Annotated in this window: 25 protein-coding genes and 1 pseudogene; 13 read left to right on the plus strand and 13 right to left on the minus strand. The window is 62.5% G+C overall.

The genetic code is table 11. The features are described from left to right. Positions 1–197: 197 nt before the first annotated feature. Complete coding sequence (gene tgt, locus ABIA96_RS16465; RefSeq protein ID WP_354138083.1) at positions 198–1346, plus strand: tRNA guanosine(34) transglycosylase Tgt; 1149 nt, start codon at positions 198–200, stop codon at positions 1344–1346. Position 1347: 1 nt separating this feature from the next. Here the strand turns inward: tgt and ABIA96_RS16470 are convergent, their stop codons facing one another. The 3 genes from ABIA96_RS16470 to ABIA96_RS16480 form a co-directional block, all read right to left on the minus strand. After that, entirely contained in the window at positions 1348–1566 is a 219-nt protein-coding gene (locus ABIA96_RS16470; protein ID WP_354138084.1) for a hypothetical protein, read from the minus strand. A gap of 209 nt (positions 1567–1775) precedes the next feature. Next, positions 1776–3290 carry a YncE family protein gene (locus ABIA96_RS16475; RefSeq protein WP_354138085.1) on the minus strand — a complete coding sequence of 505 codons (1515 nt, stop codon included), beginning with the start codon at positions 3288–3290 and terminating at the stop codon, positions 1776–1778. A gap of 14 nt (positions 3291–3304) precedes the next feature. Continuing rightward, a complete protein-coding gene (locus tag ABIA96_RS16480) occupies positions 3305–3712 on the minus strand; it encodes a DUF305 domain-containing protein (protein WP_502918822.1) in 408 nt (135 codons plus the stop codon). Positions 3713–4015: 303 nt separating this feature from the next. On the opposite strand from ABIA96_RS16480, the gene cysK reads away from it, so the two are divergent. Together cysK and ABIA96_RS16490 are read left to right on the plus strand one after the other, a co-directional pair. Then, positions 4016–4993 (plus strand): cysteine synthase A, encoded by a 978-nt coding sequence (cysK, locus tag ABIA96_RS16485; protein ID WP_354138086.1) that lies wholly within the window; start codon positions 4016–4018, stop codon positions 4991–4993. Positions 4994–4996: 3 nt separating this feature from the next. Then, positions 4997–5239: a BrnA antitoxin family protein gene (locus ABIA96_RS16490; protein ID WP_354138087.1), complete on the plus strand. Its 243-nt coding sequence runs from the start codon at positions 4997–4999 to the stop codon at positions 5237–5239. A gap of 170 nt (positions 5240–5409) precedes the next feature. Here the strand turns inward: ABIA96_RS16490 and ABIA96_RS16495 are convergent, their stop codons facing one another. Both ABIA96_RS16495 and ABIA96_RS16500 read right to left on the minus strand, forming a co-directional pair. After that, on the minus strand, positions 5410–6831 hold the full coding sequence (locus tag ABIA96_RS16495; protein ID WP_354138088.1) for a caspase family protein: 1422 nt from the start codon (positions 6829–6831) through the stop codon (positions 5410–5412). 211 nt (positions 6832–7042) lie between these two features. After that, the gene (locus ABIA96_RS16500; RefSeq protein WP_354138089.1) at positions 7043–7918 is read right to left on the minus strand and encodes a DMT family transporter; all 876 of its coding nucleotides are present in this window, start codon (positions 7916–7918) and stop codon (positions 7043–7045) included. A gap of 142 nt (positions 7919–8060) precedes the next feature. Here ABIA96_RS16500 and ABIA96_RS16505 point away from each other — a divergent pair, with 142 nt between their 5' ends. Next, positions 8061–8459, plus strand: a complete 399-nt coding sequence (locus ABIA96_RS16505; protein ID WP_354138090.1) for a RidA family protein — start codon at positions 8061–8063, stop codon at positions 8457–8459. A gap of 51 nt (positions 8460–8510) precedes the next feature. On the opposite strand, the gene ABIA96_RS16510 is transcribed toward ABIA96_RS16505, so the two are convergent. The 3 genes from ABIA96_RS16510 to ABIA96_RS16520 all read right to left on the minus strand — a co-directional run bounded on the left by ABIA96_RS16510 (position 8511) and on the right by ABIA96_RS16520 (position 10111). Further along, positions 8511–9056, minus strand: a complete 546-nt coding sequence (locus ABIA96_RS16510) for a hypothetical protein (protein ID WP_354138091.1) — start codon at positions 9054–9056, stop codon at positions 8511–8513. Further along, on the minus strand, positions 9001–9351 hold the full coding sequence (locus tag ABIA96_RS16515) for a hypothetical protein (protein ID WP_354138092.1): 351 nt from the start codon (positions 9349–9351) through the stop codon (positions 9001–9003). Before ABIA96_RS16515 ends, ABIA96_RS16510 begins: the two co-directional genes overlap by 56 nt. Before the next feature lie 172 nt (positions 9352–9523). Next, complete coding sequence (locus tag ABIA96_RS16520) at positions 9524–10111, minus strand: formyltransferase family protein (RefSeq protein ID WP_354138093.1); 588 nt, start codon at positions 10109–10111, stop codon at positions 9524–9526. 190 nt (positions 10112–10301) lie between these two features. On the opposite strand from ABIA96_RS16520, the gene ABIA96_RS16525 reads away from it, so the two are divergent. Then, positions 10302–10586 (plus strand): hypothetical protein, encoded by a 285-nt coding sequence (locus tag ABIA96_RS16525; protein WP_354138094.1) that lies wholly within the window; start codon positions 10302–10304, stop codon positions 10584–10586. Between the two features lie 333 nt (positions 10587–10919). Further along, positions 10920–11156 carry a hypothetical protein gene (locus ABIA96_RS16530; RefSeq protein ID WP_354138095.1) on the plus strand — a complete coding sequence of 79 codons (237 nt, stop codon included), beginning with the start codon at positions 10920–10922 and terminating at the stop codon, positions 11154–11156. 6 nt (positions 11157–11162) lie between these two features. On the opposite strand, the gene ABIA96_RS16535 is transcribed toward ABIA96_RS16530, so the two are convergent. Together ABIA96_RS16535 and ABIA96_RS16540 are read right to left on the minus strand one after the other, a co-directional pair. Beyond that, positions 11163–11465, minus strand: coding sequence for a hypothetical protein (locus ABIA96_RS16535; RefSeq protein WP_148753833.1), 303 nt, complete (start codon positions 11463–11465; stop codon positions 11163–11165). 113 nt (positions 11466–11578) lie between these two features. Further along, entirely contained in the window at positions 11579–13627 is a 2049-nt protein-coding gene (locus ABIA96_RS16540; protein ID WP_354138096.1) for an acetoacetate--CoA ligase, read from the minus strand. A 529-nt stretch (positions 13628–14156) separates the two neighbouring features. Between ABIA96_RS16540 and ABIA96_RS16545 the strand changes: the two genes are divergently transcribed. The 4 genes and pseudogenes from ABIA96_RS16545 to ABIA96_RS16560 all read left to right on the plus strand — a co-directional run bounded on the left by ABIA96_RS16545 (position 14157) and on the right by ABIA96_RS16560 (position 17555). Then, complete coding sequence (locus ABIA96_RS16545; protein ID WP_354138097.1) at positions 14157–14594, plus strand: hypothetical protein; 438 nt, start codon at positions 14157–14159, stop codon at positions 14592–14594. Further along, positions 14587–15819: pseudogene (locus tag ABIA96_RS16550) on the plus strand (HlyD family secretion protein). Before ABIA96_RS16545 ends, ABIA96_RS16550 begins: the two are co-directional and overlap by 8 nt. Positions 15820–15888: 69 nt before the next feature. Continuing rightward, positions 15889–16989 carry a calcium/proton exchanger gene (cax, locus tag ABIA96_RS16555; protein ID WP_354138098.1) on the plus strand — a complete coding sequence of 367 codons (1101 nt, stop codon included), beginning with the start codon at positions 15889–15891 and terminating at the stop codon, positions 16987–16989. Positions 16990–17003: 14 nt separating this feature from the next. After that, on the plus strand, positions 17004–17555 hold the full coding sequence (locus ABIA96_RS16560) for a potassium channel family protein (RefSeq protein WP_354138099.1): 552 nt from the start codon (positions 17004–17006) through the stop codon (positions 17553–17555). 51 nt (positions 17556–17606) lie between these two features. On the opposite strand, the gene ABIA96_RS16565 is transcribed toward ABIA96_RS16560, so the two are convergent. Continuing rightward, on the minus strand, positions 17607–17834 hold the full coding sequence (locus ABIA96_RS16565) for a hypothetical protein (protein ID WP_354138100.1): 228 nt from the start codon (positions 17832–17834) through the stop codon (positions 17607–17609). 263 nt (positions 17835–18097) lie between these two features. Here ABIA96_RS16565 and ABIA96_RS16570 point away from each other — a divergent pair, with 263 nt between their 5' ends. The 3 genes from ABIA96_RS16570 to ABIA96_RS16580 all read left to right on the plus strand — a co-directional run bounded on the left by ABIA96_RS16570 (position 18098) and on the right by ABIA96_RS16580 (position 20658). Further along, positions 18098–18823 (plus strand): outer membrane protein, encoded by a 726-nt coding sequence (locus ABIA96_RS16570; RefSeq protein WP_354138101.1) that lies wholly within the window; start codon positions 18098–18100, stop codon positions 18821–18823. A gap of 165 nt (positions 18824–18988) precedes the next feature. Beyond that, positions 18989–20104, plus strand: a complete 1116-nt coding sequence (locus ABIA96_RS16575) for an AI-2E family transporter (RefSeq protein WP_354138102.1) — start codon at positions 18989–18991, stop codon at positions 20102–20104. 158 nt (positions 20105–20262) lie between these two features. After that, positions 20263–20658 (plus strand): NUDIX hydrolase, encoded by a 396-nt coding sequence (locus ABIA96_RS16580; RefSeq protein WP_354138103.1) that lies wholly within the window; start codon positions 20263–20265, stop codon positions 20656–20658. Between the two features lie 185 nt (positions 20659–20843). On the opposite strand, the gene ABIA96_RS16585 is transcribed toward ABIA96_RS16580, so the two are convergent. After that, on the minus strand, positions 20844–21131 hold the full coding sequence (locus tag ABIA96_RS16585; protein WP_354138104.1) for a YciI family protein: 288 nt from the start codon (positions 21129–21131) through the stop codon (positions 20844–20846). A gap of 327 nt (positions 21132–21458) precedes the next feature. Continuing rightward, the gene (locus ABIA96_RS16590; protein ID WP_354138105.1) at positions 21459–22433 is read right to left on the minus strand and encodes a sugar ABC transporter substrate-binding protein; all 975 of its coding nucleotides are present in this window, start codon (positions 22431–22433) and stop codon (positions 21459–21461) included. Positions 22434–22475 lie beyond the last annotated feature (42 nt).

Here is a 22475-nt window from a genome sequence, read left to right on the forward strand (position 1 = left end):
CGGTCGGTGGCTGACGATCACGCATCTACGGCCGTCGGCAATGTCACCGCGGCGTCTCGTTCAGCCTCCGCAAGAAAACTACACTGTATCGTTTTATTTATCAAGCGGCGACGGGCATCACGTCCCCGTCAGCGGTGTCCCAGTCTGGGGCATCGAACGGGTTGATTGGCTTCGCCCGACACGCAATAAGCGGCGCCATGAATCCTCCCGGTACCAGTCTTCCCAATCATTTCGAACTGCTCGCCACCGATGGCACCGCGCGCACCGGCCGCCTGACCACGCCGCACGGCGTGGTGCGGACGCCGGCCTTCATGCCGGTCGGCACGGCCGGCGCCATGAAGGGCATGCATTGGCGCGAGGTGCGCGACGCCGGTGCCGACATCGTGCTCGGCAATACCTATCATCTGATGCTGCGCCCTGGCGCGGAGCGCATCAACGGGCTCGGCGGCTTGCAGCGCTTCACCGGCTGGAACGGGCCGATGTTGACGGATTCCGGCGGCTTTCAGGTGATGTCGCTGTCGGACCTGCGCAAGATCAGCGAGCAGGCCGTCACCTTCCGCTCGCATATCGACGGCGCCAAGATCGAGCTGTCGCCGGAGCGGTCGATCGAGGTGCAGCGCCTACTCGGCTCGGACATTGCGATGCAGATGGATGAATGCGTGCGGCTGCCGGCCGAACACGACGACATCGAGCGTGCGATGCGGCTGTCGCTGCGCTGGGCCGAACGAAGCAAGCGCGCCTTCGAGAGCGCGCCTGACGGCTACATGCTGTTCGGCATCGTGCAGGGCGGCGACATCCCTCAGCTGCGCCACGCCAGCGCGCAAGGCCTGGTCGAGATCGGCTTCCACGGCTATGCGATCGGCGGCCTTGCCGTCGGCGAGCCGCAGGCGGTGATGCTGGCGATGATCGACGAGACCGCGCCGGCGCTGCCGACGGACCGGCCGCGTTATTTGATGGGCGTCGGCACGCCCGACGACATGCTCGAAGCGCTCAAGCGCGGCATCGACATGTTCGATTGCGTGATGCCGACGCGCAATGGCCGCCACGGCGTCGCCTTCACCCGTTTCGGCCAGGTCAATTTGCGCAATGCGCGCCACGCCGACGATCCGCGTCCGCTTGACGAAGAGAGCTCATGGCCATCGGCGCGCAACTACGCGCGCGCCTACCTGCATCATCTCGTCAAGGCCGGCGAGACGCTGGGGGCGATGCTGCTGTCCGAAATCAATATCGCTTACTACCAGTTCCTGATGCAGGGCATCAGGGACGCGATCGCACACGGAACATTCGAGGCGTTCTATCAGCGTACGCGTGAGGACTGGGCGAGGGGCGATATCGCCCCTCGGTAGCTCAATTGCAGACGAGTCGCTGCTTGACGGCGTGCTTGGTGACGAAGCCGTAGCCGCAGGTGTCGCAGGTCCAGAGATAGCTGATCATATGGTCCGAGACGTAGGCGGAAGCTTCGGCGGCGACCATGGAGTCGGCGCACACGGGACAGGTGGGCAACTCGCTGCAACGCGGATCACGCCTTGTCGCTACGGTCGACAGCACTTCAGCGATTGCTGACATCGTGGTGACCTCCCTGCTTCCCTGCTTGATAAGTCTAACATAAGCAGAATCAGTTGACGAGGTCGCAACACGAATGCGTTGATTTTTCGTAATTGCTTCTGCTTCGACACCTTCTGTGCGTTGGTTCCGCGCCTATCGCAATGCAAACAGCAGTGTGCGTTGCGATAGGTCGGATGACATTCTGTTGATGGGATGTCGTGTCAGGCTGCTTAGGGCGCGTGGACCTGGACCTGCACCGGTTTTCCAACCTCGGTCATGGAGCCAGGCGCGATGACGAGATAGCAACTCGCGCCCTCTGTGTCGCTCTGTACAATTTGACGGATCGGACCCAGCGCGTTCACGATCGCCGATCCGGCCGGGTTGGTCATGAAGCCAGCCAAGGGCTCGAGCTTGCCGCTGCCGTCAGGATGTGTGGCGAGCGCCAGCACGTAGGCGTGCTTCGCCTCAAGACCTGTCGCAGCAGCCTGCAACACCTGGGACAGGCCCTGGTCGAACAGGCTGACACTGGTCAGCGCCGTTGGGGGTTCTGAGGCTTGACCGACTGGAGCCATAGCAAAATGCGCGACCTGGCCGGCGATGCCGAGCTGCTGCAAATTCGTGGCTTCGGGACTGGCCGTATCCTCCATGACGCTCATGGCACTGTTGCCGGACTCGCGCGCCGCGGGCACAGCATCCGGAACGTAGGCGACGGCCTGAGGCGCCTGGCCGATCGGGATATTTGCAATGACACGGTTCGTGAGCGTGTCGATGGCGGCGAGCTCGTCGTCATTCTCCAATCCGACATAAACCCGCGATCCGTCGCCCGATGGCCAGATGCCATGAGGCAACCTGCCGACACGAATGGATGCGACCTTGGTGAAGTCGTCGGTGCGGTAGACCTGGATCTCGTTGAGGCCGCCGACAGTGATGTAGGCGAACTGCCCGTTCGCGTTACGGACGATGTTGACGTGGTTGGTGATCGGGCCGGTATTCAGCGTCTTGAGCAGATTGAAGGGAGGGCGGGCGTCGAAGACCTGTGCCTTGCCGGTATCCTTCAGCGTGAACCAGACCTGCGCTCCGTCGGGCGTCGCTGCGAGATCGGGACAGAACGGGCTTGCCTGCGCGACCTTGCCGACGATGGCGTGATCGGCCACGGAGATGACAGCGATTTCCGGATTGAACGACGAGCAGACATAGCCGTATTTGCCGTCGGGCGAGAAGATCTGCATCCCCGGTCCGTTCGCCACCACAATCCGCGTCTTCTCCTCGTAGCTGACGGGATCGAGCACGGCGACGTAGTTCTCGCCGCGCACGGTCACCCAGACCTCTTTGCCGTCGGGCGTGAAGAAGGCCTCGTGCGGTGAGCGGCCGACATAGGTCGTGTGCTTGACCATGTTGGTCGCGGTGTCGATGAACGTGACGGAATTGGATCCGATTGAGACCACAGCCAGCGTGCGATGGTCGGGTGAAAAGCCCATGCCGTGCACAAGCAACTGCCCTCGGTAGAGCGGACTGAAGTTTTGCGGCGACGGCGCGCCCAGCCTGATCACGCCGAGCAGCTTGTTGTCGGCGGGATCGGTGACCGAAACCGTGTTGGAGAATTGTTCAGCCGCATAGACCCGATCGTGATGACTGACGGGAATATCCGTTGCGGCCGAGGATCCCGGTGCCTGTCCGCTCCAAGCCGGCATCGCCGAAAAACCAGACAGGCAAAGCGACGTGGTGAGCGCGAGAATTCGCTTCATGACAATCTCTCCTCTCATCTGCGAACCAGGGCCGCTGTGGTCGTTGATGGCGGTTGATCAAGCGCCAAGCCCATGACGGCGATCTCTTGCTGCTGATCGACGATGATCTCCTGGGCGATGCGCCGCAGGGATTCATTTCGGCCGTAACGCAATTCGGCCTGCGCCATCGCGATCGCGCCGCGGTGGTGCGGGATCATCATGGCGGAGAAATCACGATCGACATCGCCGGACGGGCCAATATCCATTTCGCTCATCATACGATGCATCGCGGTCTGGTTCTCAGCCATGAAAGGCGCTTCATCGCCGCACAGCTCGGACATCATCATTTGCGATGCCACATGCGCGGGTTGGCGTCCGAACCGGGCACCGCCTGCATATGCGACGACGGTCAGGGGCAGGGCGACTACCAGGATTTTCCACATTGGACGCTCCTCAGATATCCGCTTTGCAGCAGTCGCATCTTCGTTGTGGTCGTTTTAGAGAAAGAATTCATCGCGAATTGCCTCAGAGCGGTAGAGACAGCACGTGCAGCCCATATTGCCTCCGAGGTCGCTGAGAGACACCTGAAAATGTCCGCAAGCAATTGAGTATCCGTGCGAATGTGAAATCTCTATCGGTTGATGGAAGTCGATTACGCGTGTTGCTATTGTGATTGCACAAACGTTGACGGTCATGCGACCCAGACGCTCGGGAACGCCACGAATCGTCGTAACAGGGAGTTGATCATGGACGCATCGTCCAAAACGGGTGCAGGACACCAACCCGGCCGCGGCCGGATCTATGACTCGATCGTCGAGGCTTTTGGCGACACGCCGATCGTGCGTTTGCGCCGGCTGCCGGGCATGTACGACGTCAACGCGACGATTTTGGCAAAGCTTGAATATTTCAACCCGGCGGCGAGCGTGAAAGATCGTATCGGCGCGGCGATGATCATCGCCATGGAGAAGGCGGGCATCATCAAGCCCGACACGGTGTTGATCGAGCCAACCTCCGGCAATACCGGCATCGCGCTTGCTTTCGTCGCCGCCTCGCGCGGTTACCGGTTGAAGCTGGTGATGCCGGAATCCATGTCGATCGAGCGGCGCAAGATGCTAGCCTTCCTCGGGGCCGAACTGGTGCTGACGCCGGCAGCCCAAGGCATGAAAGGCGCGATCGCAGCGGCCGAAGAACTTTTGAAGACGACGCCGAATTCGGTGATGCCGCAGCAGTTCAAGAACCTCGCCAATCCCGAGGTGCATCGCCGCACCACGGCGGAGGAGATCTGGAACGACACCGCCGGCAACATCGACTACTTCGTCGCCGGCGTCGGCACCGGCGGCACGATCACCGGTGTCGGCCAGGTCCTCAAACCCCGCAAGGCTTCCTTGCGTGTGGTCGCGGTCGAGCCCGAAGAGAGCCCGGTACTCTCCGGTGGCCAGCACACGCCGCACAAGATCCAGGGCCTTGGTGCGGGCTTTGTGCCCGACATTCTCGACCGCTCCGTGATCGACGAGATTGTGAAGATCAATTCGACCACCGCTATCGAGATGTCGCGAGCGCTAGCGCGGCATGAGGGCATCCCGGGCGGCATCTCCTCCGGTGCCGCGATCGCGGCCGCGCTCGAGGTCGGCAAGCGGCCGGAAGCTGCGGGAAAAACCATCCTGGCTATAGTGCCGTCCTTCTCGGAGCGGTATCTTTCGACGGTTCTGTTTGAGGGAATCTAGGACATGGCGGATCAAACACCGAGGCGCCCGCGCACGCTTGGCGACGCCAGGACCGAGGCCGAGGCGGCGTTCAAGAAGGTGACGGCCAAGGTCGCCGCAGCGCCGCCGAAGCCGAACGTCGCGCCGGGGATCAAGGAGCAGGTCACGCTGCGCATCGATCAGGAGGTGCTGGAGTTCTTCCAGGAGGGTGGCCCTGGCTGGCAGGACCGCATCAACGAGGCGCTGCGCAAGGCGGCGGGGAAGTAGGCGCTACCCTCATGGTGAGGGGGCCCGTTAGCGCCGTCTCGAACTATGAATGCCCCGCTGCTGCAATCCGGGTCTTCATCCTTCGAGACGCTTGCTTCGCAACGGTCAGGAGCTACCGACGAAAAAGCCCGGCGCGAGCCGGGCTTTTGTGTTCGCGATCAGGTCTCGCCTCAGCGGCGGAACATGCCGCCCATCATGCCGCCGACCACGCCGCCCATGAAGGCCGCGCCGGCATCGCCGCCGCCACCGCGATGCTGAACCGGTGCGCTCTGAGCCGGAGCCGCGCGGCGGCCCGGCTTCGGGTTGTCATCGCTGGCGGTCGTCGTCGACGCCACGATCTCGGAAAGCAGGGCCTTGTGCTGGAGCTTGTTGAGGAAGCCGGTCGATGGATAGCCGCGGGCGGCCTGCCAGCGCTTCAGCACCGTGCGGGTGTCGTCGGTAAACGCGCCGGTGACCTTGGTGTCGAAGCCGAGCCCGTTGAGGCGGCGCTGCACGTCGCGGCGCTGACCCTTGTCGAGGCCGATCTGGTCCTCAGTGAGCTGGCTGGCGTCATCGGTGAACGTGGCGGGATCGACGCCGGCATTGAGGTTGCGGGTGGTGGTCGACGGACCGTTCTGGATTGCCGCGAGCCGCGCCAGCGCCAGCGCCTTGAACTGGCCGTTCGGGTAGGTGGAGAGATAGGCGTTGAGCTCTTCCGGCTTGTTGGTTTCCTTCACCGAGCGCCAGTACTCGAGCTCGACGCCGTCGGAGCTGCCGCTGGCCGCGGCCGCCGGCGCGTTGTTCGACGCGGTCGGTGCGGCGTTGGCGACCTGCTGCGTCTGCTGTGCCGGATTGAGATAGACGGCGCCGATCAGGTTGGTATGCCCCCAGGGCAGCTGGCCCTTGTGGGTCTCCTCGTTGACCTGGGCGCGCACCGACGTCATCGCCTGCTGGATCTCGACGCCGGGCTTGGTGATGTTGTCGATCAGCGCGCGGGTGAACGGGCTGTTGTTGCCTTCTTGGCCATCGAGCGCAGTCTGGCCCGGGCCGGTCGCAAACGCGATCAGCGTGCCTTCGCCCGACTTCATCTCGGCTAGGCCGCTCTGCACGTTGACGCTGCGGGTCGCCGAGTTCGACTTGATCTTGGCAGCGAAGGGATTGTCGCGGCAGGCATCGAGGAACACGAGCTTGACCTTGGCGTCGCCCATGGTCTGGTCGAGCGTCAGGTCGATGTTGATGGCGGCTCCCAGCTTGACGTCCATTTCCGATTTGATGTCGGCATCAACAGGCAGGAGATAGTTGCTGCCGCCGACCGCAATGCCGTGACCGGCGTAGTAGAACACTGCGACATCGGAGCCTTGCGCCTTGCGACCGAAATCCAGAAGTTTTTCCGTCATCTGGTCGCGGGTGAGGTTTGATCCTTCGATCACCTCGAAGCCGACGTTGCGCAGCGTCGACGCCATTGCCTTGGCGTCGATCGGCGGGTTCGGCAATTGCGCGACGTTCTTGTAGGCGCCGTTGCCGACGACGAAAGCGACGCGGCGGTCGGCCTTTGCGGCGCTGACCGACAGCGCGATGCACATCAGCGAAACGATGATGGTGAGAGTGCGCATCAGAAATCCCCAACAGAATCGAATGACAGGCAGCAACAAATTGGGGGCGAACCTACACGAAAGCACCCGCCCTCGCGCTAGCAAAACGACGATTCACCCAACCGACCCAACCCGCTGCTCTGTGACCGAGTGTGCACGATGGAATGCCCTTCCAACGTGATCCAAATCACGCTCGACCACTCTGATTTGTCGCGTCAGGCAGCGCGCCGGTTCACTGCGCGCGGGCGGGAACCGGGGCGGCCGGCTTCAAATTCAGCAGATTACCGCACAGGATCAGGGCCGCGCCAAGCACGGTCCAGGCGTCGAGCCGCTCGGAATAAAGCAGCCAGCCGGCGGTCGCAGTCAACGGAACCCGCAAGAAGTCCATGGGGACGACGATGGTTGCGTCCGCATAGCGCAGCGCGCTTGCGAGGCAGTAGTGCGAGAAAGTACCGCAGATACCTATGACGACGAGCCAGCCCCAGAGGGTGGTTGACGGCCAGGTCCAGACATAGAGCGTCGGCAGCAGGCCCACGACCATCTGCACTACGATCATCCAGAACAGGATCGACAAGGCGCTCTCGGTCCGCGTCAGTGATTTCGCCAGGATCATGGAGATGCTGAAGCCGATTGCGGCGCCGAGCGCGATCAACTGGCCCGGATTGATTTCGCCGGTGGCCGGTCGCACGATCATGACGACGCCGACGACGCCGAGTGCAATGGCGGCGATCTTCCAAGTGGTCATGCGCTCGGCCAGGAATGTCGCAGCCAATAGCGCGGTCCAGATCGGCATCGTGAATTCGATCGCGACGACCTGGCCGATCCCGATCAGCGTCAGTGCGTAGAACCAGCCGAGCTGTGCGAAATAATGGACTCCGTTGCGTGCGAGGTGCTGGGGCAAGCGTTTGGTTGCAACCGACTTGAATCCACCGGCCCGATAGATGATCGGCAGCAGCAGCGTGAATCCGATCAGCGAGCGCACCTCCATGATTTGGAAGACGTTCAAGTCGCGCGTGGTCTCGCGCCCGGCGACAGCCATGACGAGCATCAGGGACAGCCAGCCGGCCATCCACAGTGCGGCCATCGGTTTGGATGGTGTCGGGCTCATGGGGGAAAAGGAATCCTGAGGGGGAGGGTGGGTATCGGCGACATCACGGCTGTTTGCAACGGCCAAATCTGCCGGTGCAGCGATGCACGGCGTCGTGCTAAGCCAAGCACGGATCAACAAGAAAATCGGGAGATCTCCGCTCATGCGTATCTTGCAGCCGGCCGAATGGAAAAAACCGCGCGGCTTTTCACATGGCGTGGTGGCGGAGGGGCCGGGCCGCTGGGTCGTGCTGGCCGGGCAGACCGGCGGCGACGAGGCCGGCAATTACGAGCCTGACATGGCAGCGCAGGTTGCGACCGCGCTGAAGCGCATCATCAAGCTTCTCGCGGAGGCCGGCGCCGGCTCCGAGCACATCGTGCGCCTGACCTGGTATCTGACTAGCCGCAGCGAATATGAGGCCGCGGGTGCCGGCATCGGCGCCGCCTGGAAAGAAACGCTCGGGCGCAATTTCCCGCCATCAACGCTGCTCTATATCGGCGGCCTCGTGGACGACCGCGCCAAGGTCGAGATCGAAGTCACGGCATTCATTCCCAGCGCATAAAAAAAGACCCGGCGAGACCGCCGGGTCGATTGTCTTCAGGTCTGACTCGTCTTAGCGCGACAGCGTGATGTCAGCGCCGCGGAACTGGCTGTCCGCGCGCATCCTGACGCTCTGCTTGTTGCCGGACGTCTTGAGCGAGATGTTGGCGTTGAAGCCGGCAGCGGAGGCGACCAGCTCGTAGTTTCCGCCGGCACCCCTGCCCTGAAGCGCGCCGCTGATGTTGCGGCTGGTCTCGCTCCAGCTGCCGGCGATGGCGCCGCCCTCAGCCCTCACGTTGGCGCCGAGGTTGAACTTGTAGGCATCGCTTGCGCAGGTCAGCGACATCTCCATGGTCGGACCGATTGGGGCGTATTTGGCCCGGCAGCGGATCCGCTCGGTCGAGCCGTCATCCAGGGTGACGATGCCGGTGCCGCTCCAACTGCCCGCCAGCGCCGCGAAGGGGCCGGACTGAGCCTTGCTTTCGGAGCTGGCAACAGCTGTCACCAACAAAACGGCGGCCGCCATGAGCAGCCGCCGGTTGAGAAGGTCAGTTCCGAATAGCTTATTGGCGCGATGCTTCCCACCGCCCGCTGCATGGTATGCCTGCAGATGCTCCATTCCACTTCCCCGATCCGGCGTTGCCGCTGAGTTGACCGTTAGCATATGCACCATTGATCGAAACTTTAACAAGACCCCCGCTGCCGATGGTGCCGGAAACGTTAGCGCCCGGAGCGCTGATCCTGCCGTCGGCAACCGTCAGCATAGAGCTTGCGCTCGGTTCGCAGGTGCCGGTCTTGGTCACAATGGTGACCTGCCAGTTGCCGTCATAGGGGGTCTGTGCGAAGGCGGGAGCGGCGAGGGTGGCGATGAAAATTGAGGCGGCACAGAACGCCGCAATGCGAGCAAAACGCATGAATTTCGTCCTTGAATCTGTCTGATATGCTGACCGTTATTCGGGCGAAATGTGACGGAAATTTGTTGCCATGCCAAACCGAAAATTGTTCCTGTAGAAACAATGGTTTATTTGCGTTTCTGGCGCCAATTTTCGAAGCGGAATCAATGCCCCTTCACGTTAATCGTTAACGTCAGGAGAGACTCGGCGCCGAGGTCGCGAACTGCTCGTCCTGAATCTTGGACGGAAGGGCGTTGTGGACCTTGGCGTAATCGATCACATCGGCCAGCAGTTTGAGGCCGAGCGGGGCCAGCGCACGCTCCCAAAGTTCGCGGGCGGTCTCGCCCTTTTTGACGAAGCACCAGTCCTGGGCGGCGATCGCGCCGGCGTCCATACGGTCGGCAAGGTGATAGATCGTGCCGCCGGCGATCGGGTCGCCTTCCTTGATGGTCCATTCGACGGCGGCCTTGCCGCGGTGGCGCGGCAGCAGCGACGGGTGATAGCCGATCCCGCCCAGCTTCGCCGCGGCCAGCGCATCCTTGCCGATCCGGGCATGACTGTGGGCGGTGATGATCAGATCGGTGTCGGGCGCGATCTCGGAGGCCACCACCAACTTGGGATTGGCCTGCACCACCACCTCGATGCCGGCAGCCGCGGCGGTTGCGGCCAGGCGGTCCTCAGCTTCGGCCACCACGACCCGCACGATCCCGACGCCGTGCTCGCGGAGCATGTTCAGGGTGGTCACGCCGAAATGGCGGGAGCCGACGAGGGTAATGCGCATGGGTGTTTGATCCGTCTCGCAGATGCGTCATCCCCCGATAACACGTCAGGTCGTCCTGTCACCACCCGCGCGGCGTTTGTGCCGGTTATCAACAGTGCGCACGGCGCGCCGGGGCGATGAACTCGGCGATTGCCTTGCCCGCCGTTCCGGTGCTTCCATGGTCGCATTGCGACCTGCCTGGAGCGAGCGCATGCAGTGCGCGCGATTTGTTCTTTTCGCTGTCCTGATTGCAGCCACTCAGGCCCATGCCGGCGGACCTTACCCGGCAGTTCCGCCCGAGAACGGGGTAGCGCCCTTCATCGGCCCGATCTGGGATGCCTATCGCTGCGCTGAAGGCACGATCTACAATTTCTACCACGGCGCCTATTACGGCGAGGAGCCGCCGGCGCTCTATCGCGGCTATGCCTACCGGCCGTATTACCGCTACAGCGCCTATCGCAAATGGCCTCGCAAATATGTCTGCGTCACGGACTAAGCGTTGCCGCTGGGCACCACCGAGCGGCAAATCGTCGACGCGCCGGTTCCTGTGTTTCATTTTTAACAAACGAATCCGCCTTGAGCCGTTAGAACGTGCACCCACCGGGGCTGGCCAAATTTCATTCCGGATCCGTTTTCGAACCCGGCTTTGGCCGCTGGCATAATCGCCAGCGGCTTTTTCATCTCGGCCATCACGAAATCATCAAACGGTAACGCGTTCTCAACCTCGCTGTCGTATCGACGAATCCGTCGCGGATTTGTATTGCGTACCGCGACACCATGTCCCGCCGGCGCGGGTGCGCCGCGCGAGTATTTTTGCCGGGACCGATGCATGCCGAACGCAATTGAGCAGATCGTGGACGCCTATGTGCGGCTGAAGAACCGCCGTGGCCTTGACGAACTGATGATGCACAGGCAGCGGCTCGCGGTCGATCTCAAGAGCAAGTCAGGTCGCTTCGATTTCAGCCTGCCGATCGGCAAGATCGACGAGGAGATCGCCATCATCGAGGCCGGATTGGCCAGGCTGGCGGCGGATGCGCTCGAGCCTGGTGCGACGCGGTTCCGCTAACAGAGTTCAGTCGCGCCGGCCGCCATCGATCACTGTGAAGAGCGGCCGCGCCGGGGTCGGTTCGACCAGCAATTCCTCCACCAGCGCCGTTGCCGCATCGACGTATTTGCGCGTCGGCTTGTCGAGTTCGCGCTTGGCCTCGTCGTCGAGCGCGACTTTTGCGGCCTCGACCAGCTTGCGCATGCGTACTGCGTGGTCGTCACCCGCCGTCAGCGTCGCGCGCGCCAGCGAGCGCAGCACGAACAGTTCGCCTTCGAGGCGGAGCAGGCGGTCGTTGAGCCTGGAGAGGACGGCGTTGAGGTCGGCCATGGCTGCTGTTCGTTGCTGGGGTCCTGACGTCTAGCGGCGATCGGTGAACGGAGTGCAAACGGCGAAGGTGCAATTGGGCTGATCTGCCGGGTTCAATTTCGGTGGTGGCTGATTCAGGCCGCGGTCCGCGCCAGATAGTCGCGGGCGAAGGTGAGATACCAGTCGAGGCAGGCGGGATTGGCCATCGCCTCCTTGTTGATGACCTTCTCGACGGGCTGGCCGAGCAACAGCTTCTTGATCGGCAGCTCCTGCTTCTTGCCCGAGAGCGTGCGCGGGATCTCGGCGACGGCGAAAATCTCGTTCGGCAGGAAGCGGCGGGAGAGACCAGCCTCGATCGCCTTGTTGATCTTCGCCTGCATCGCACCGTCGAAGGCTGTATCTTCGCGCAGCACCACGAACAGCGGCATGTAGCTGTCACGGCCGAGATATTCGAGGTCGACCACGAGGCTATCGAGCACCTCGGGCAACGCCTCGATCGCGGAATAGAGTTCGCTCGTGCCCATGCGCAGGCCGTGCCGATTGATGGTGGCATCGCTACGGCCGTAGATCACGCATGAGCCGTCTGGATTGACCTTGAGCCAGTCGCCGTGCCGCCACACCGGCCCGCGGCCGCTGCCGTCAAAATTGTCCGGATAGGTCTCGAAATAGCTCGCGAGATAGCGCGCGTTGGCCTTGTCGTTCCAGAAATACAACGGCATCGACGGCATCGGCTCGGTGCAAACGAGCTCGCCGACCTCGTCGATGACGGCGCGGCCCTGCTCGCTGAAGGCTTCCACCGCTGCTCCCAGCAGGCGGCACTGCATCGCGCCCGGCGTCTGCGGCAATTCGCGGTTGCCCCCGATGAAGGCGCCGGCGAAATCGGTGCCGCCGGAAATGTTCGCCCACCAGATGTCGGCCTGCGCCTTGCTTCCGTTGGTTTTCGACAAACCAGCGAAGCGGTCGTTGAACCAGGCTTGCGTGTCGGCGCTGAGCGGCGAGCCGGTCGAGCCGAGACAACGCAGCCGTGACAGATCGCCGGCGGTGGTGAGATCGACCTCGGCCTTGGCGCAGTTGGCGAAGAACGCAGCACCGGCGCCGAAGAAGGTCGCTTTCGATTGCGCCACGAAGCGCCACGACGTGGTCCAGTCCGGCTTGTCCTTGGTGCCGCCGGGGCTGCCGTCGAAAATGCAGCAAGTGGTGCCGCTCAGCAGGCCGCCGACCTGGGAATTCCACATGATCCAGCCGGTCGATGAGTACCAGTGATAGCGCTCGCCGAACGAGTTTGGGTGATAGGAGCAGCCGATGTCGTTGTGCAGCCCCAGCAGCGCCAGCACCACAATGACGATGCCGCCATGGCCGTGCACGATCGGCTTCGGCAGGCCGGTGGTGCCGCTGGAATAGACGATCCAGAGCGGATGATCGAACGGCAGCCACATCGGTTCGAACGCGTCGATCGCGACGCCAGTCGTTGCGGTGATGTCGGAGAGCAGGGCGTCCGGTGCGGCGGGAACGGCAGCTTCGCTGTGCAGGATGACGTGCTCGACGCTCGGCAGCGATCGCCGCAGCTCGGCGATGACGTCCTTGCGATCATGCCTGCGTCCGGCATAGGTGACGGCATCGCAGGCGATCAGCACTTTTGGCTCGATCTGCTTGAAGCGGTCGATCACGGCCGGCGCAGCCATGTCGGGCGCGCAGACGCTCCAGACCGCGCCGATGCTGGCGCTGGCAAGAAATGCGATGATGGTCTCGGCGATGTTGGGCAGATAGGCCGCGATGCGGTCGCCGGGCTTGATCCCCTTGTCCTTCAGATGCAGCGCGAGCGCGGCCGCCTTGCGCTTGAGCTCCGGCCAGCTGGTCTCGTGAAGCTTGCCGTCCTCGCCGCCGCTGACGATCGCGGGCAGGCCGGCGGCATGCGCAGAGTCGACATGCCGGAACACCTGCCGCGCATAGTTCACCTGCGCGCCGGGAAACCAGACCGCTCCGGGCATCTTGCGCTCGGTGATGACGGCCGCAAACGGCGTCGGCGATTGCAGATCGTAATAATCCCAGATGCTGCGCCAGAAGCCGTCGAGATCGCGCACCGACCATTGCCGCATCTCCTCGTAATTCGCGAAAGTGAGGCCGCGCTGCTCGGCGAGCCAGTTGCGATAGAGGGCGATCTGCGGGACGAAAGGAGCGGTCATTGTGTATCGACTTCAGTTGCGGGGAGGGGGAGTCTATCCGGTGTCGCAGCTTAGCAGAAGCCGCGGTTTGGGCAGACAGCATTGCCTGGAAGTTGGGCCCGCGTACACCGCGGGACTTTGGGGCGGCACTGTTTCCATGGATTCGTCATTGCGAGCGCAGCGAGGCAATCCAGAGTCCCTCTGCGGAAAGGTTCTGGATTGCTTCGCTGCGCTCGCAATGACGGAGTGTTGCGGCGAGGGATTGACAGGCGCGAAGAGGAATTTGTGTGTTTTGCCCGACAAGCAGAACATTGCCCCCAAGCCCTGCGATGCAAAATGCGGCACCATTTCGACGAGTTGTCATTGGCGCTCCCAACTGAAAGCGCGAAGGCGACCAAATCGAGAGCCCTTTCCGCGCACGGACTTCGGATCGCTTCGTCATGCCGCAGCGCATGCAGATGATTTCTGCCGATCCGGCTGCAAATTTGGATTGGTGGCGTTCTCGCCTTGGGGAACGATTGCAACCGTGTTGGCCTGGGGGGAGACAAGCTTGAGCGGACAGATGCATCCGGCAGCGCCTCACCACCTGCCATTTTTCGTGCCCGGTCCGGATGGGACGGACCCCCTGATGGTGATCATGGCGATTTTCCTGATCATTGTCATTCTGTGGGTTGGTACGCTGTACTGGAAGCTGCACAGCCTTCCCGAGCGCATGGCGCACAAGTCCCAAAAGTTGCAGTTCGAGATTGTCGCAGTCCTTGGATTGATCTCGCTGTTTACGCACATGCACATCTTTTGGGTGGCGGGCCTGCTGCTCGCGATGATTGACTTGCCGGACTTCTCGACACCGTTGCGCACCATTGCGGGCTCGGTCGAACGGATCGCGGATGCCGCTCCCGGTGCCCCGCCATCTCCGTCCCAAGCCGAGGCCCCCGACCAACCGCAAGCCACAAGCGCCAAGGGCGGGGAGATTCAAGGCCATGCTTGAGCTCCTGCTGTGTTCGCTCGTGACGATCCTTCCGGACTACCTTTATCGCCACTATCGGCAGGGCAAGCGGTTCGGCAAGGAGATCACTTTTTACTCAGTCTGGTACGAGCTGCGATGGGGTATCACCGGCTGCCTGATGCTGACCGTCGCGCTGATCACCATGATTTTCTACTATCACCCCTCGACGACGTCGGCGGTGCTCTACTTCCGCACCGTTCCAATTGTGCCGGAAGTGGCCGGCCGCGTGGCCGAGGTCGATGTCGACTACAGTGCGCCCGTCAAGAAGGGCGATGTTCTGTTCAGGCTTGACAGCGCGAAGCAGCAGGCCGCGCTCGAGACATCGAGACGAAAGGTGGCCGAGATCGACGCATCGCTGACCAGTGCGCGAGCTGATGTCATCAAGGCGGAAGCCCAGATTGGTGAGGCGAAAGCTGCTTGGCAGCAAGCCAAGGATGAACTCGATACCAAGAGCGAGTTACAGCGCCGCAATCCCGGGATCGTGCCGCAACGCGAAATCGAAAAGCTCCAGGTCGCGGTCGAGCAGAGACAGGCGGGTATTGATTCAGCCAGCGCTGCCCGGGAAGTCGCGGCCTTGCGCATTTCCACGCTTCTACCCGCCGAGAAGGCCAGCGCCGAGGCTGCGATGGCGGAGGCGCAGGTTGACCTCGACAAGACCTACATTCGCGCAGGCGTCGATGGCCGGGTCGAGCAATTCCTGTTGCGCTCAGGCGATGTCGTCAACCAGATGATGCGGCCCGCGGGAATCTTGATACCTGAGGGCGCCGGCCGGCGGGCCTTGCAGGCCGGGTTCGGTCAGATCGAGGCGCAGGTCATGAGACCGGGCATGCTTGCCGAGGTGACCTGTATCTCCAAGCCCTGGGTGATTATTCCGCTGGTTGTCACCGGCGTGCAGGACTACATCGCGGCCGGTCAATTTCGTTCGGGCGAGTAACTTGTCGATCCGCAAAATCTGCGGCAGCCGGGCACGATTCTCGCATTTCTGGAGCCGCTCTATAGTGGTGGCCTTGAAGGCGTCACGCCGGGCTCGAATTGCATCGTCAATGCCTATACGAGCAATCACGACGCGATAGCCGACCCGAAAACCAGCGCGCTCAGGGGATTTGCCCTGCATGTCGTTGACGCGACGGGGCTCGTTCACGCTCTTCTGCTACGGATTCAAGCGCTCCTATTGCCGGTCAAGACGTTGGTGCTGAGCGGCCATTGATACCGCTTTCAAGCCACTCGACCGACGCGCCACGTCAAGTTCGAGCTCGATTCATCGCGGGGACGGACCATGACCCCTCTGCTTCAGGAAGTGCGTCGCAGCCCGCTCTTATGGATGCTGGTTTTTGTTCCGGCCGTCTTCGGGACCGAATTGATCGCTCCTTCGGCGCACACGGCGCTATTTTTGCTGGCGGTAGCCGCGATCGTGCCGCTGGCCGCGTTACTGAGCCATGCGACCGAAAGTGTTGCCGCGAAAACGGGCGATGCCGTCGGTGGATTGCTCAACGCGACGCTGGGAAATCTGACGGAGCTCATCATCGCTCTGGCGGCTCTCCATGCGGGCGAGTATTTGCTGGTGAAGGCCTCGATCGTCGGCGCCATCGTCACCAACTCGCTCTTCATGCTGGGAGGCTCCTTTCTATTAGGCGGATTGCGCTATCCGCTACAGGAGTTCAATCGCGCCGGCGCGCGGCTTCATTCAGGCCTGATGCTGCTGGCGACAATCGCGCTTGTCGTTCCGGCAGCCGTGGCGAATCTCGACCAAGTGCGAGGCACGACGGTTATGAAGCACCTGAGCCTGGGCCTGGCTGTGCTCCTGATGGCGACCTATGCATTCGGTCTGCTGTTTTCGCTGCGGACGCACAAGGATTTGTTCGCCGCGGAGGATCATGGCGAACGCACGGAAGCAGCTTGGCCGATCAGCCTTGCGGTCGGAACGCTCGTCGTTGTCACGGTTCTGGTCGCGCTTGTGAGCGAGATCTTCGTCGGGTCAGTACAGAAGGCGGGCCAGAATATGGGAATGAGTCCGGCCTTCATCGGCTTCATCGTGGTCGCGCCCGTCGGAGGTGCGGCCGAGATGGCCGTGGCGTTCTCCGCGGCCGGCAAGGACCGCCTCGATATGAGCGTTAGCATAGCGCTTGGGAGCGCGTCTCAAATTGCACTGTTCGTCGCGCCTGTGCTTGTCATCCTCAGCTACGCAATCGGGCCGGAACCGATGGATCTGCAATTCTGGCCTGGTGCGGTGGTTATGGTGTTGGCGGCAACCATTGTGGCTGCTTTTCTTTCCAGCGGCGGCCGCTCTGCCTGGCTCTTGGGCGTGATGCTCCTGTCCCTGTACGCCGTCTTTGCGATGACACTCTACGTGCTGCCGCCTGGATCGGCGCCTTCTTGAGCGAGCGCCAGATAATGAGTCGCGACAAAGAAAGAAACGACAGGTGGCTTCGTCGTCTTGTTCTCATCCTTTGTGCTTATTGCGTTATCGGCTTGCTGATTGAGGCTGCCGTACCGCATCTTCTGCCGGAAACGGCTTTCACGACCTATGTGGGAGGAGCCGCCAGGTCCGGCGTGTTTGTGATCTGGCTCTACTTGGTCTTGAGGATTGTCGGTATTGTTCGGGGCATCTACGGCCCTGACAGCGACCGGTATCTCACGCTCACGCCTTTGCGCTTGATCTTTCTTCAAGTCGCAGCCGCCTATTTGTTGGCGGCATTTTGCTTTGCGGTGCTCTATCTCTTTATCATGCGGCGGGATACGAGCGCGTTCTCGGTCGACCTCGATCTCGCCAACGCAATCTACTTCAGCATCGTGACCATGACGACCACCGGCTATGGCGATATCTCGCCAAAATCCGGATGGGCCAAAACCGCGGTATGCGTGCAGATACTGTTCGGAGTCTTCTACAACGTTCTCTTCTTTTCAATTTTTGCGGGGCTCGCGGGTCGAAAGCGCGTCGGGTGATCGCAGTGAGTGACATTGGAGATTGTTGGCCCGCGGCGGATATCGGAGCGCCTACCACCCGACCCCGGCCCATCGCCGTCCGAACACCGGCGGCTTGGTCTTCACCGGCGACCAGCCGAAGAAATGATGCTTCCCCGACCAGCTGTGCACCTCGCCGCTGCAAATGCTGCATTTGAAGTGACCTGAATGCAGCTCGGCGTGCTCTTCCCTTGTCGCGGTATAGTTCATGCTGCAACCGGGGCAGGTGAATTCTTCGATCGTCCAGAGACTGTTGGCCATTGCACCGCAATTCGTTTTGGAATCCTCACGCAAAGCGTAGGTGCGAGCCTTTGCATCGGCGTAAACCGTGCCGCTCAAATCCGGTTAATCGTCGTTAGCCAAACGGGGCTCCGGCCGCGGATATTGCAGGATTTTCCCGGTATTTGCAGCGCCGATCAGTCCAAATCGCGCCGCCGGTCGGTCCAAGCGCGTCCTTGATCGGGCAGCTAGATTTCAACCCGGCGCCCCTGTCGGGAAGGGCGGTGTCATTTGGGGGGGAGATCATGGGCAAGAAGCTGATTTTGACGATCGCGCTGCTGTCGCTGGCAACGCCGGCCTTTGCGGCTGACATCATCGAACCTGCACCGGTGGTCAAGGCGCCGGTCGCGCCGGCTCCGATCTTCACCTGGACCGGTTTCTATATCGGCGCCCATGGCGGCGGCGCCTGGAGCAAATGGAGCGGTATGGATCCGACCAACCCGGCGGCCGGCTGGAGTTCGGTGACCGCCAGCGGCGGCGTGGTTGGTGGCCAGATCGGCGGCAATTACCAGATCAGCAATTTCGTGGTGGGCCTCGAGGGGACCGGCGCCTGGTCCAGCGTGACGCTCAACGCCGGCGGCCCGTTCGGCGGCGGCGCCGGCTTCAACCTGTCGCTGAAGAACGACTACATCGCGACGGTCGCCGGGCGCTTCGGCGTCGCCTTCGACCGCGTGCTGCTCTACGCCAAGGGCGGCGCGGCCTTCACCCGCGATAAATACAGCGCCAATAACGGCCTGGCTGGCGCGCTTGCCGGTTCGGCCAACGGCAGCTTCCACCGCACCGGCTGGCTTGCCGGCGGCGGCGCTGAGTGGATGTTCATGCCAAACTGGTCGGTGCGGGCCGAATACAACTACATGGGCTTTGCCGCGATCAACGAGCAGCCGGTGACGACGGGCAATCTGGTGGCCTCGCCGGCGAACGTAAAGCTGAACATCCAGACCGGCACGGTGGGCGTCAACTATCACTTCTGAGGGCGTCCGGCCGCCTTCGTCACAGCGGTTTCATCTGGAAGCACGACGCGGCCGGCCTCTGAAGGGCCGGGCGCGTACCCGGTCGTCTTGACGCCCGGCTCGTTGCTCGCAATAACCCAAGCCCGCGCAAGTGCCGGAACCCGCGTTGATGCCGCAAGGAAAGCCGTGCCTGTGAAAAGTCTGCGCCAGCTTCTGACGGGCGATGACGTCATCCAGCTTGTGATCCGGCTCGGCCTGTTGGCGCTGCTGATCATCTGGACATTCCTCATCATCCGGCCGTTCGTGCCGATCCTGGCCTGGAGCTCCGTGCTCGCGGTCGCGTTCTATCCAGCGTTCAGCTGGGTCGCCAAAATCCTGGGCGGGCGGCCCAAGACCGCGGCCGCGATCCTCACTTTGATCACGCTCGGCATCGTCCTCGGTCCCGCCACCTGGCTCGGCCTCAGCGCCGTGGACGGGGTGAGGGAGCTCGCACACGAGCTTGGCACCGGTGACCTCGCGCTCCAGACGGCGCCCGAGTCGATCAAATCATGGCCGGTGATCGGCCCGACGCTCTACGAGCTCTGGGACCAGGCCTACAATAATATCCGCGCGGTGCTGCGCGAGGTCGCGCCCTATCTCCAGCCGCTGGCAGGACCGCTCCTGGTGCTCGCAGGCGATGCCAGCCTCGGCACGCTCCAGTTCCTGGTCTCGGTGTTCGTGGCCGGCTTCCTGTTTCCGCACGGACCCCGGCTGGTTGCGGCCGGACGCGGTTTCCTGTCGCGCATCGTGCCGGAGCAGAGCGAGCATTTTCTCGAGCTGGGCGGCGCCACCATCCGCGCCGTGGCGCAGGGCGTGATCGGCGTCGCCATCGTGCAGGCGCTGCTCGCCGGCATCGGCTTCAAGCTCGCAGCCGTGCCGAGCGCCGGGTTGCTCGCCTTCATCGTGCTGCTGCTGTCGATCGTGCAGATCGGCGCCTTCCTCGTGCTGCTGCCGGTGATCATCTGGATCTGGACCGCCAAGGACGTCACCACGGCGCTGGTGTTCACCGTGTTCTTCGTCCTGGTCGGCTTCCTCGACACCATGCTGAAGCCGCTCGTGATGGGACGTGGTCTCAACACGCCGACCATCGTGATCTTCGTCGGCGTGATCGGCGGCACGCTCGCCCACGGCATCGTCGGCCTGTTCATCGGGCCGATCATCCTGTCGGTGGCGTGGGAAATGGCGGCGGCGTGGATCCGGACCGAGGACCGAGCCGCGGCTGCGAAGCCGAAGGCGATCCCGCCCGCCGACGAGTTTGGCTAGCCGGGCAGCTCCAGCAGGTTACCCGGACGTTTGCCGCACCTCGCATGCGTGTGGACAACGATGGGAGCCAACGGTATCCGGGGCGGTCGCCGAACTTGTCTAATGAAATAGACAAGTTACCATGGCGCGATTCTGTTTTCGGTTTGCGACAGTTGTAAATGGCGAAGTCTTCCAAGCTGGTTGCCGCCAGGCGCGGCAAGGTTCTGTTGGTCAGGCGACGATCGGACGGCCTGTGGATGTTCCCCGGCGGCCGCAAGCGCGCGCGCGAGTCCGATAAGGACTGCCTGCGCCGCGAGATCAAGGAAGAGCTGCCCAAGCTGAAGCTTGGCCGGATCAGCCTCTGGAAGGAAGTGACGGCCAAGAACAAGCGCTCGGGCCGCAAGATGAGCGACGCGATCTTCATCGCCAAGAGCGCCAAGGGCCGGCTCGCTATCGGTGACAAGAAGGAGCTCGACCGCGCCGCCTGGCAGAAGCCGCGCGGGATTCGCCTGACCGCAACCTCGCGCTACATCCGCGATCGCCTGTTTCCGAGGAAGCCGCGGCCGCGGAGCTGAGCTCAGGCCGCCCTGGGTGTGACAAATAGTCCGATCGCCCCTCGCCTCATATGTGAACCAGTTCACAAGCTGCCGCGGAGAGGACTGCTACAGATGCGTCATTGCCTTACCAATCCATTTTCATTGAAACGCCCCAGTGCCTAAAGCGCTGGGGTTTTTCGCATCCAGCGGGCATGCCGAATTGATCAGCCCTGCCGCCGCAGAAACCCCGTGATCGTCACCTTCTCCCAGATGTCGGCCGCCGCGAACGGATCGGCACGATTGAAGGCCTCGACCTCGGCGCGACCGGGGGACTCGATCAGGAACAGGCTGCCGATCATGGTGGCGCCGTCGTCGGAGACCAGCGGTCCCGACATCACGATTTTGACGCCGAAGCGCGAGGTGTCGCTGAGGAAGGTCTTGTGGGCGTCGTAATTGGCAAGCCGCGTCGGCAGTGCGCCGGTACGGTCGATGGCATGGATGGCAAACAGCATGATGTCTCCGGGATTTCTGCAGGGCAATCGCATATGGCATTCTGCATGACCTGAGTGCGCGCCTCGTCCTTCGAGACGACCGCGGAGCCTGTCATCGGGCCGCGCTTTGCGCGGACCCGGTGGCGGTCTCCTCAGGATGAGGCTAAGCGGCATCGATGCTCGTCAATACCGCTGCCGCACACTCGGTCCTCATCCTGAGGGCCCGCCAACGGCGGGCGTCTCGAAGGATGGCCACAGGGCAATCGCTCTCATATGCGATCGCCCCAGGGATTTCGAGGGACGGCTGCTATCCCAGCCGTCCCGTTGTTTGATCAGAACAGGCGGCGGTTACTTCGCGCCGAGCTTGCTAGCCTCTTCGAAGGTCGGGCAGGTGCGCTGCTCGAGCGGCTGGTCGAACGGTTGGTAATTGTCCTTGGTGATGACGGTCGGCTTCAGCACGATCTCACTGATGATCGGCTGGTTGCGCAAGCTGCGGACCGCCATCATGGTGCCGAGGCAGCCTTGGTAAAAGCCGTTGTAGTCGCCGCTTGCGAGCAGCTTGCCGGACTTGATCGCGTCGATCGCCTCCTTGGTACCGTTGATGCCTATCACCTGGGCCTTGCGGTTGGCACCGTCGAGCGCCTCGATCGCACCGACCGCCATGGCGTCGTTGGCGGCGAGCACGCCGTCGATCTGCGCATTCGACTGCATCAGGTTTTCCATGACCTGAAGCGCCTGGAGCCGCTGGTAGTTGCCGGGCTGCGAAGCCAGGAGCTTGGCGCCCGGATTTTCCTTCAGCGCATCGTTGAAGCCGCGGACGCGATCGACATTGGTGAGCGAGCCCTTGACACCCTCGATGATGACGATGTTGCCCTTGCCGCCCAATGTCTTGAGCAGGAAGCGCGCGGTCTCGAGCCCAAGGCTGTAATCGTCGGCGCCGACGAAGGAGAGGAATTTTCCGCCGGCCGAGCGGTCGGTGATGTTGACGACGGGGATTTTCGCGTCGTTGATCTTCTCGACGCCGGGCACCATCGCCTTGTAGTCGACCGGCGTGAAGACGATCGCGCTCGGCTTCTTCACCACGACGTCCTCGATCTGGCTGAGCTGCTCGGGGATACTGTCGGGCTTGGTCGGAATGTATTGCAGCGTCTTGGCGTTCAGGGTCTTCGCCATGTTGTCGGCACCGACCCGCACCGTCTGGAAGAACGGGTTGGTCTGGTTCTTGGTGAACACGGCAATGGTCTCGCCGTCGGCGCGCGCCTGCGTCGTGAACGCAGCCGCGATCATGAGCGGCAGTGTGAAATAGCCCAGTCTCTGTTTCATGTCGTCTCCATCCCCATTTTGGTTTGTTGGATTGCTGAGAAA

It is taken from the genome of Bradyrhizobium sp. LB11.1, assembly GCF_040549385.1.
Classification (GTDB): Bacteria; Pseudomonadota; Alphaproteobacteria; order Rhizobiales; family Xanthobacteraceae; genus Bradyrhizobium.

Excerpts from the sequence above, each read along its gene's own strand:
- ABIA96_RS16530 (WP_354138095.1), top strand. The coding sequence starts at position 10,920 with ATGCCGAACGCAATTGAGCAGATCGTGGACGCCTATGTGCGGCTGAAG.
- ABIA96_RS16565 (WP_354138100.1), bottom strand. The coding sequence starts at position 17,834 with ATGGCCAACAGTCTCTGGACGATCGAAGAATTCACCTGCCCCGGTTGC.
- ABIA96_RS16510 (WP_354138091.1), bottom strand. The coding sequence starts at position 9,056 with ATGGAGCATCTGCAGGCATACCATGCAGCGGGCGGTGGGAAGCATCGC.
- cysK (WP_354138086.1), top strand. The coding sequence starts at position 4,016 with ATGGACGCATCGTCCAAAACGGGTGCAGGACACCAACCCGGCCGCGGC.
- ABIA96_RS16490 (WP_354138087.1), top strand. The coding sequence starts at position 4,997 with ATGGCGGATCAAACACCGAGGCGCCCGCGCACGCTTGGCGACGCCAGG.
- cax (WP_354138098.1), top strand. The coding sequence starts at position 15,889 with ATGACCCCTCTGCTTCAGGAAGTGCGTCGCAGCCCGCTCTTATGGATG.
- ABIA96_RS16590 (WP_354138105.1), bottom strand. The coding sequence starts at position 22,433 with ATGAAACAGAGACTGGGCTATTTCACACTGCCGCTCATGATCGCGGCT.
- ABIA96_RS16570 (WP_354138101.1), top strand. The coding sequence starts at position 18,098 with ATGGGCAAGAAGCTGATTTTGACGATCGCGCTGCTGTCGCTGGCAACG.
- ABIA96_RS16475 (WP_354138085.1), bottom strand. The coding sequence starts at position 3,290 with ATGAAGCGAATTCTCGCGCTCACCACGTCGCTTTGCCTGTCTGGTTTT.
- ABIA96_RS16525 (WP_354138094.1), top strand. The coding sequence starts at position 10,302 with ATGCAGTGCGCGCGATTTGTTCTTTTCGCTGTCCTGATTGCAGCCACT.
- ABIA96_RS16500 (WP_354138089.1), bottom strand. The coding sequence starts at position 7,918 with ATGAGCCCGACACCATCCAAACCGATGGCCGCACTGTGGATGGCCGGC.
- ABIA96_RS16520 (WP_354138093.1), bottom strand. The coding sequence starts at position 10,111 with ATGCGCATTACCCTCGTCGGCTCCCGCCATTTCGGCGTGACCACCCTG.
- ABIA96_RS16535 (WP_148753833.1), bottom strand. The coding sequence starts at position 11,465 with ATGGCCGACCTCAACGCCGTCCTCTCCAGGCTCAACGACCGCCTGCTC.
- ABIA96_RS16580 (WP_354138103.1), top strand. The coding sequence starts at position 20,263 with ATGGCGAAGTCTTCCAAGCTGGTTGCCGCCAGGCGCGGCAAGGTTCTG.
- ABIA96_RS16560 (WP_354138099.1), top strand. The coding sequence starts at position 17,004 with ATGAGTCGCGACAAAGAAAGAAACGACAGGTGGCTTCGTCGTCTTGTT.
- ABIA96_RS16495 (WP_354138088.1), bottom strand. The coding sequence starts at position 6,831 with ATGCGCACTCTCACCATCATCGTTTCGCTGATGTGCATCGCGCTGTCG.
- ABIA96_RS16505 (WP_354138090.1), top strand. The coding sequence starts at position 8,061 with ATGCGTATCTTGCAGCCGGCCGAATGGAAAAAACCGCGCGGCTTTTCA.
- ABIA96_RS16585 (WP_354138104.1), bottom strand. The coding sequence starts at position 21,131 with ATGCTGTTTGCCATCCATGCCATCGACCGTACCGGCGCACTGCCGACG.
- ABIA96_RS16540 (WP_354138096.1), bottom strand. The coding sequence starts at position 13,627 with ATGACCGCTCCTTTCGTCCCGCAGATCGCCCTCTATCGCAACTGGCTC.
- ABIA96_RS16470 (WP_354138084.1), bottom strand. The coding sequence starts at position 1,566 with ATGTCAGCAATCGCTGAAGTGCTGTCGACCGTAGCGACAAGGCGTGAT.
- tgt (WP_354138083.1), top strand. The coding sequence starts at position 198 with ATGAATCCTCCCGGTACCAGTCTTCCCAATCATTTCGAACTGCTCGCC.
- ABIA96_RS16480 (WP_502918822.1), bottom strand. The coding sequence starts at position 3,712 with ATGTGGAAAATCCTGGTAGTCGCCCTGCCCCTGACCGTCGTCGCATAT.
- ABIA96_RS16515 (WP_354138092.1), bottom strand. The coding sequence starts at position 9,351 with ATGCGTTTTGCTCGCATTGCGGCGTTCTGTGCCGCCTCAATTTTCATC.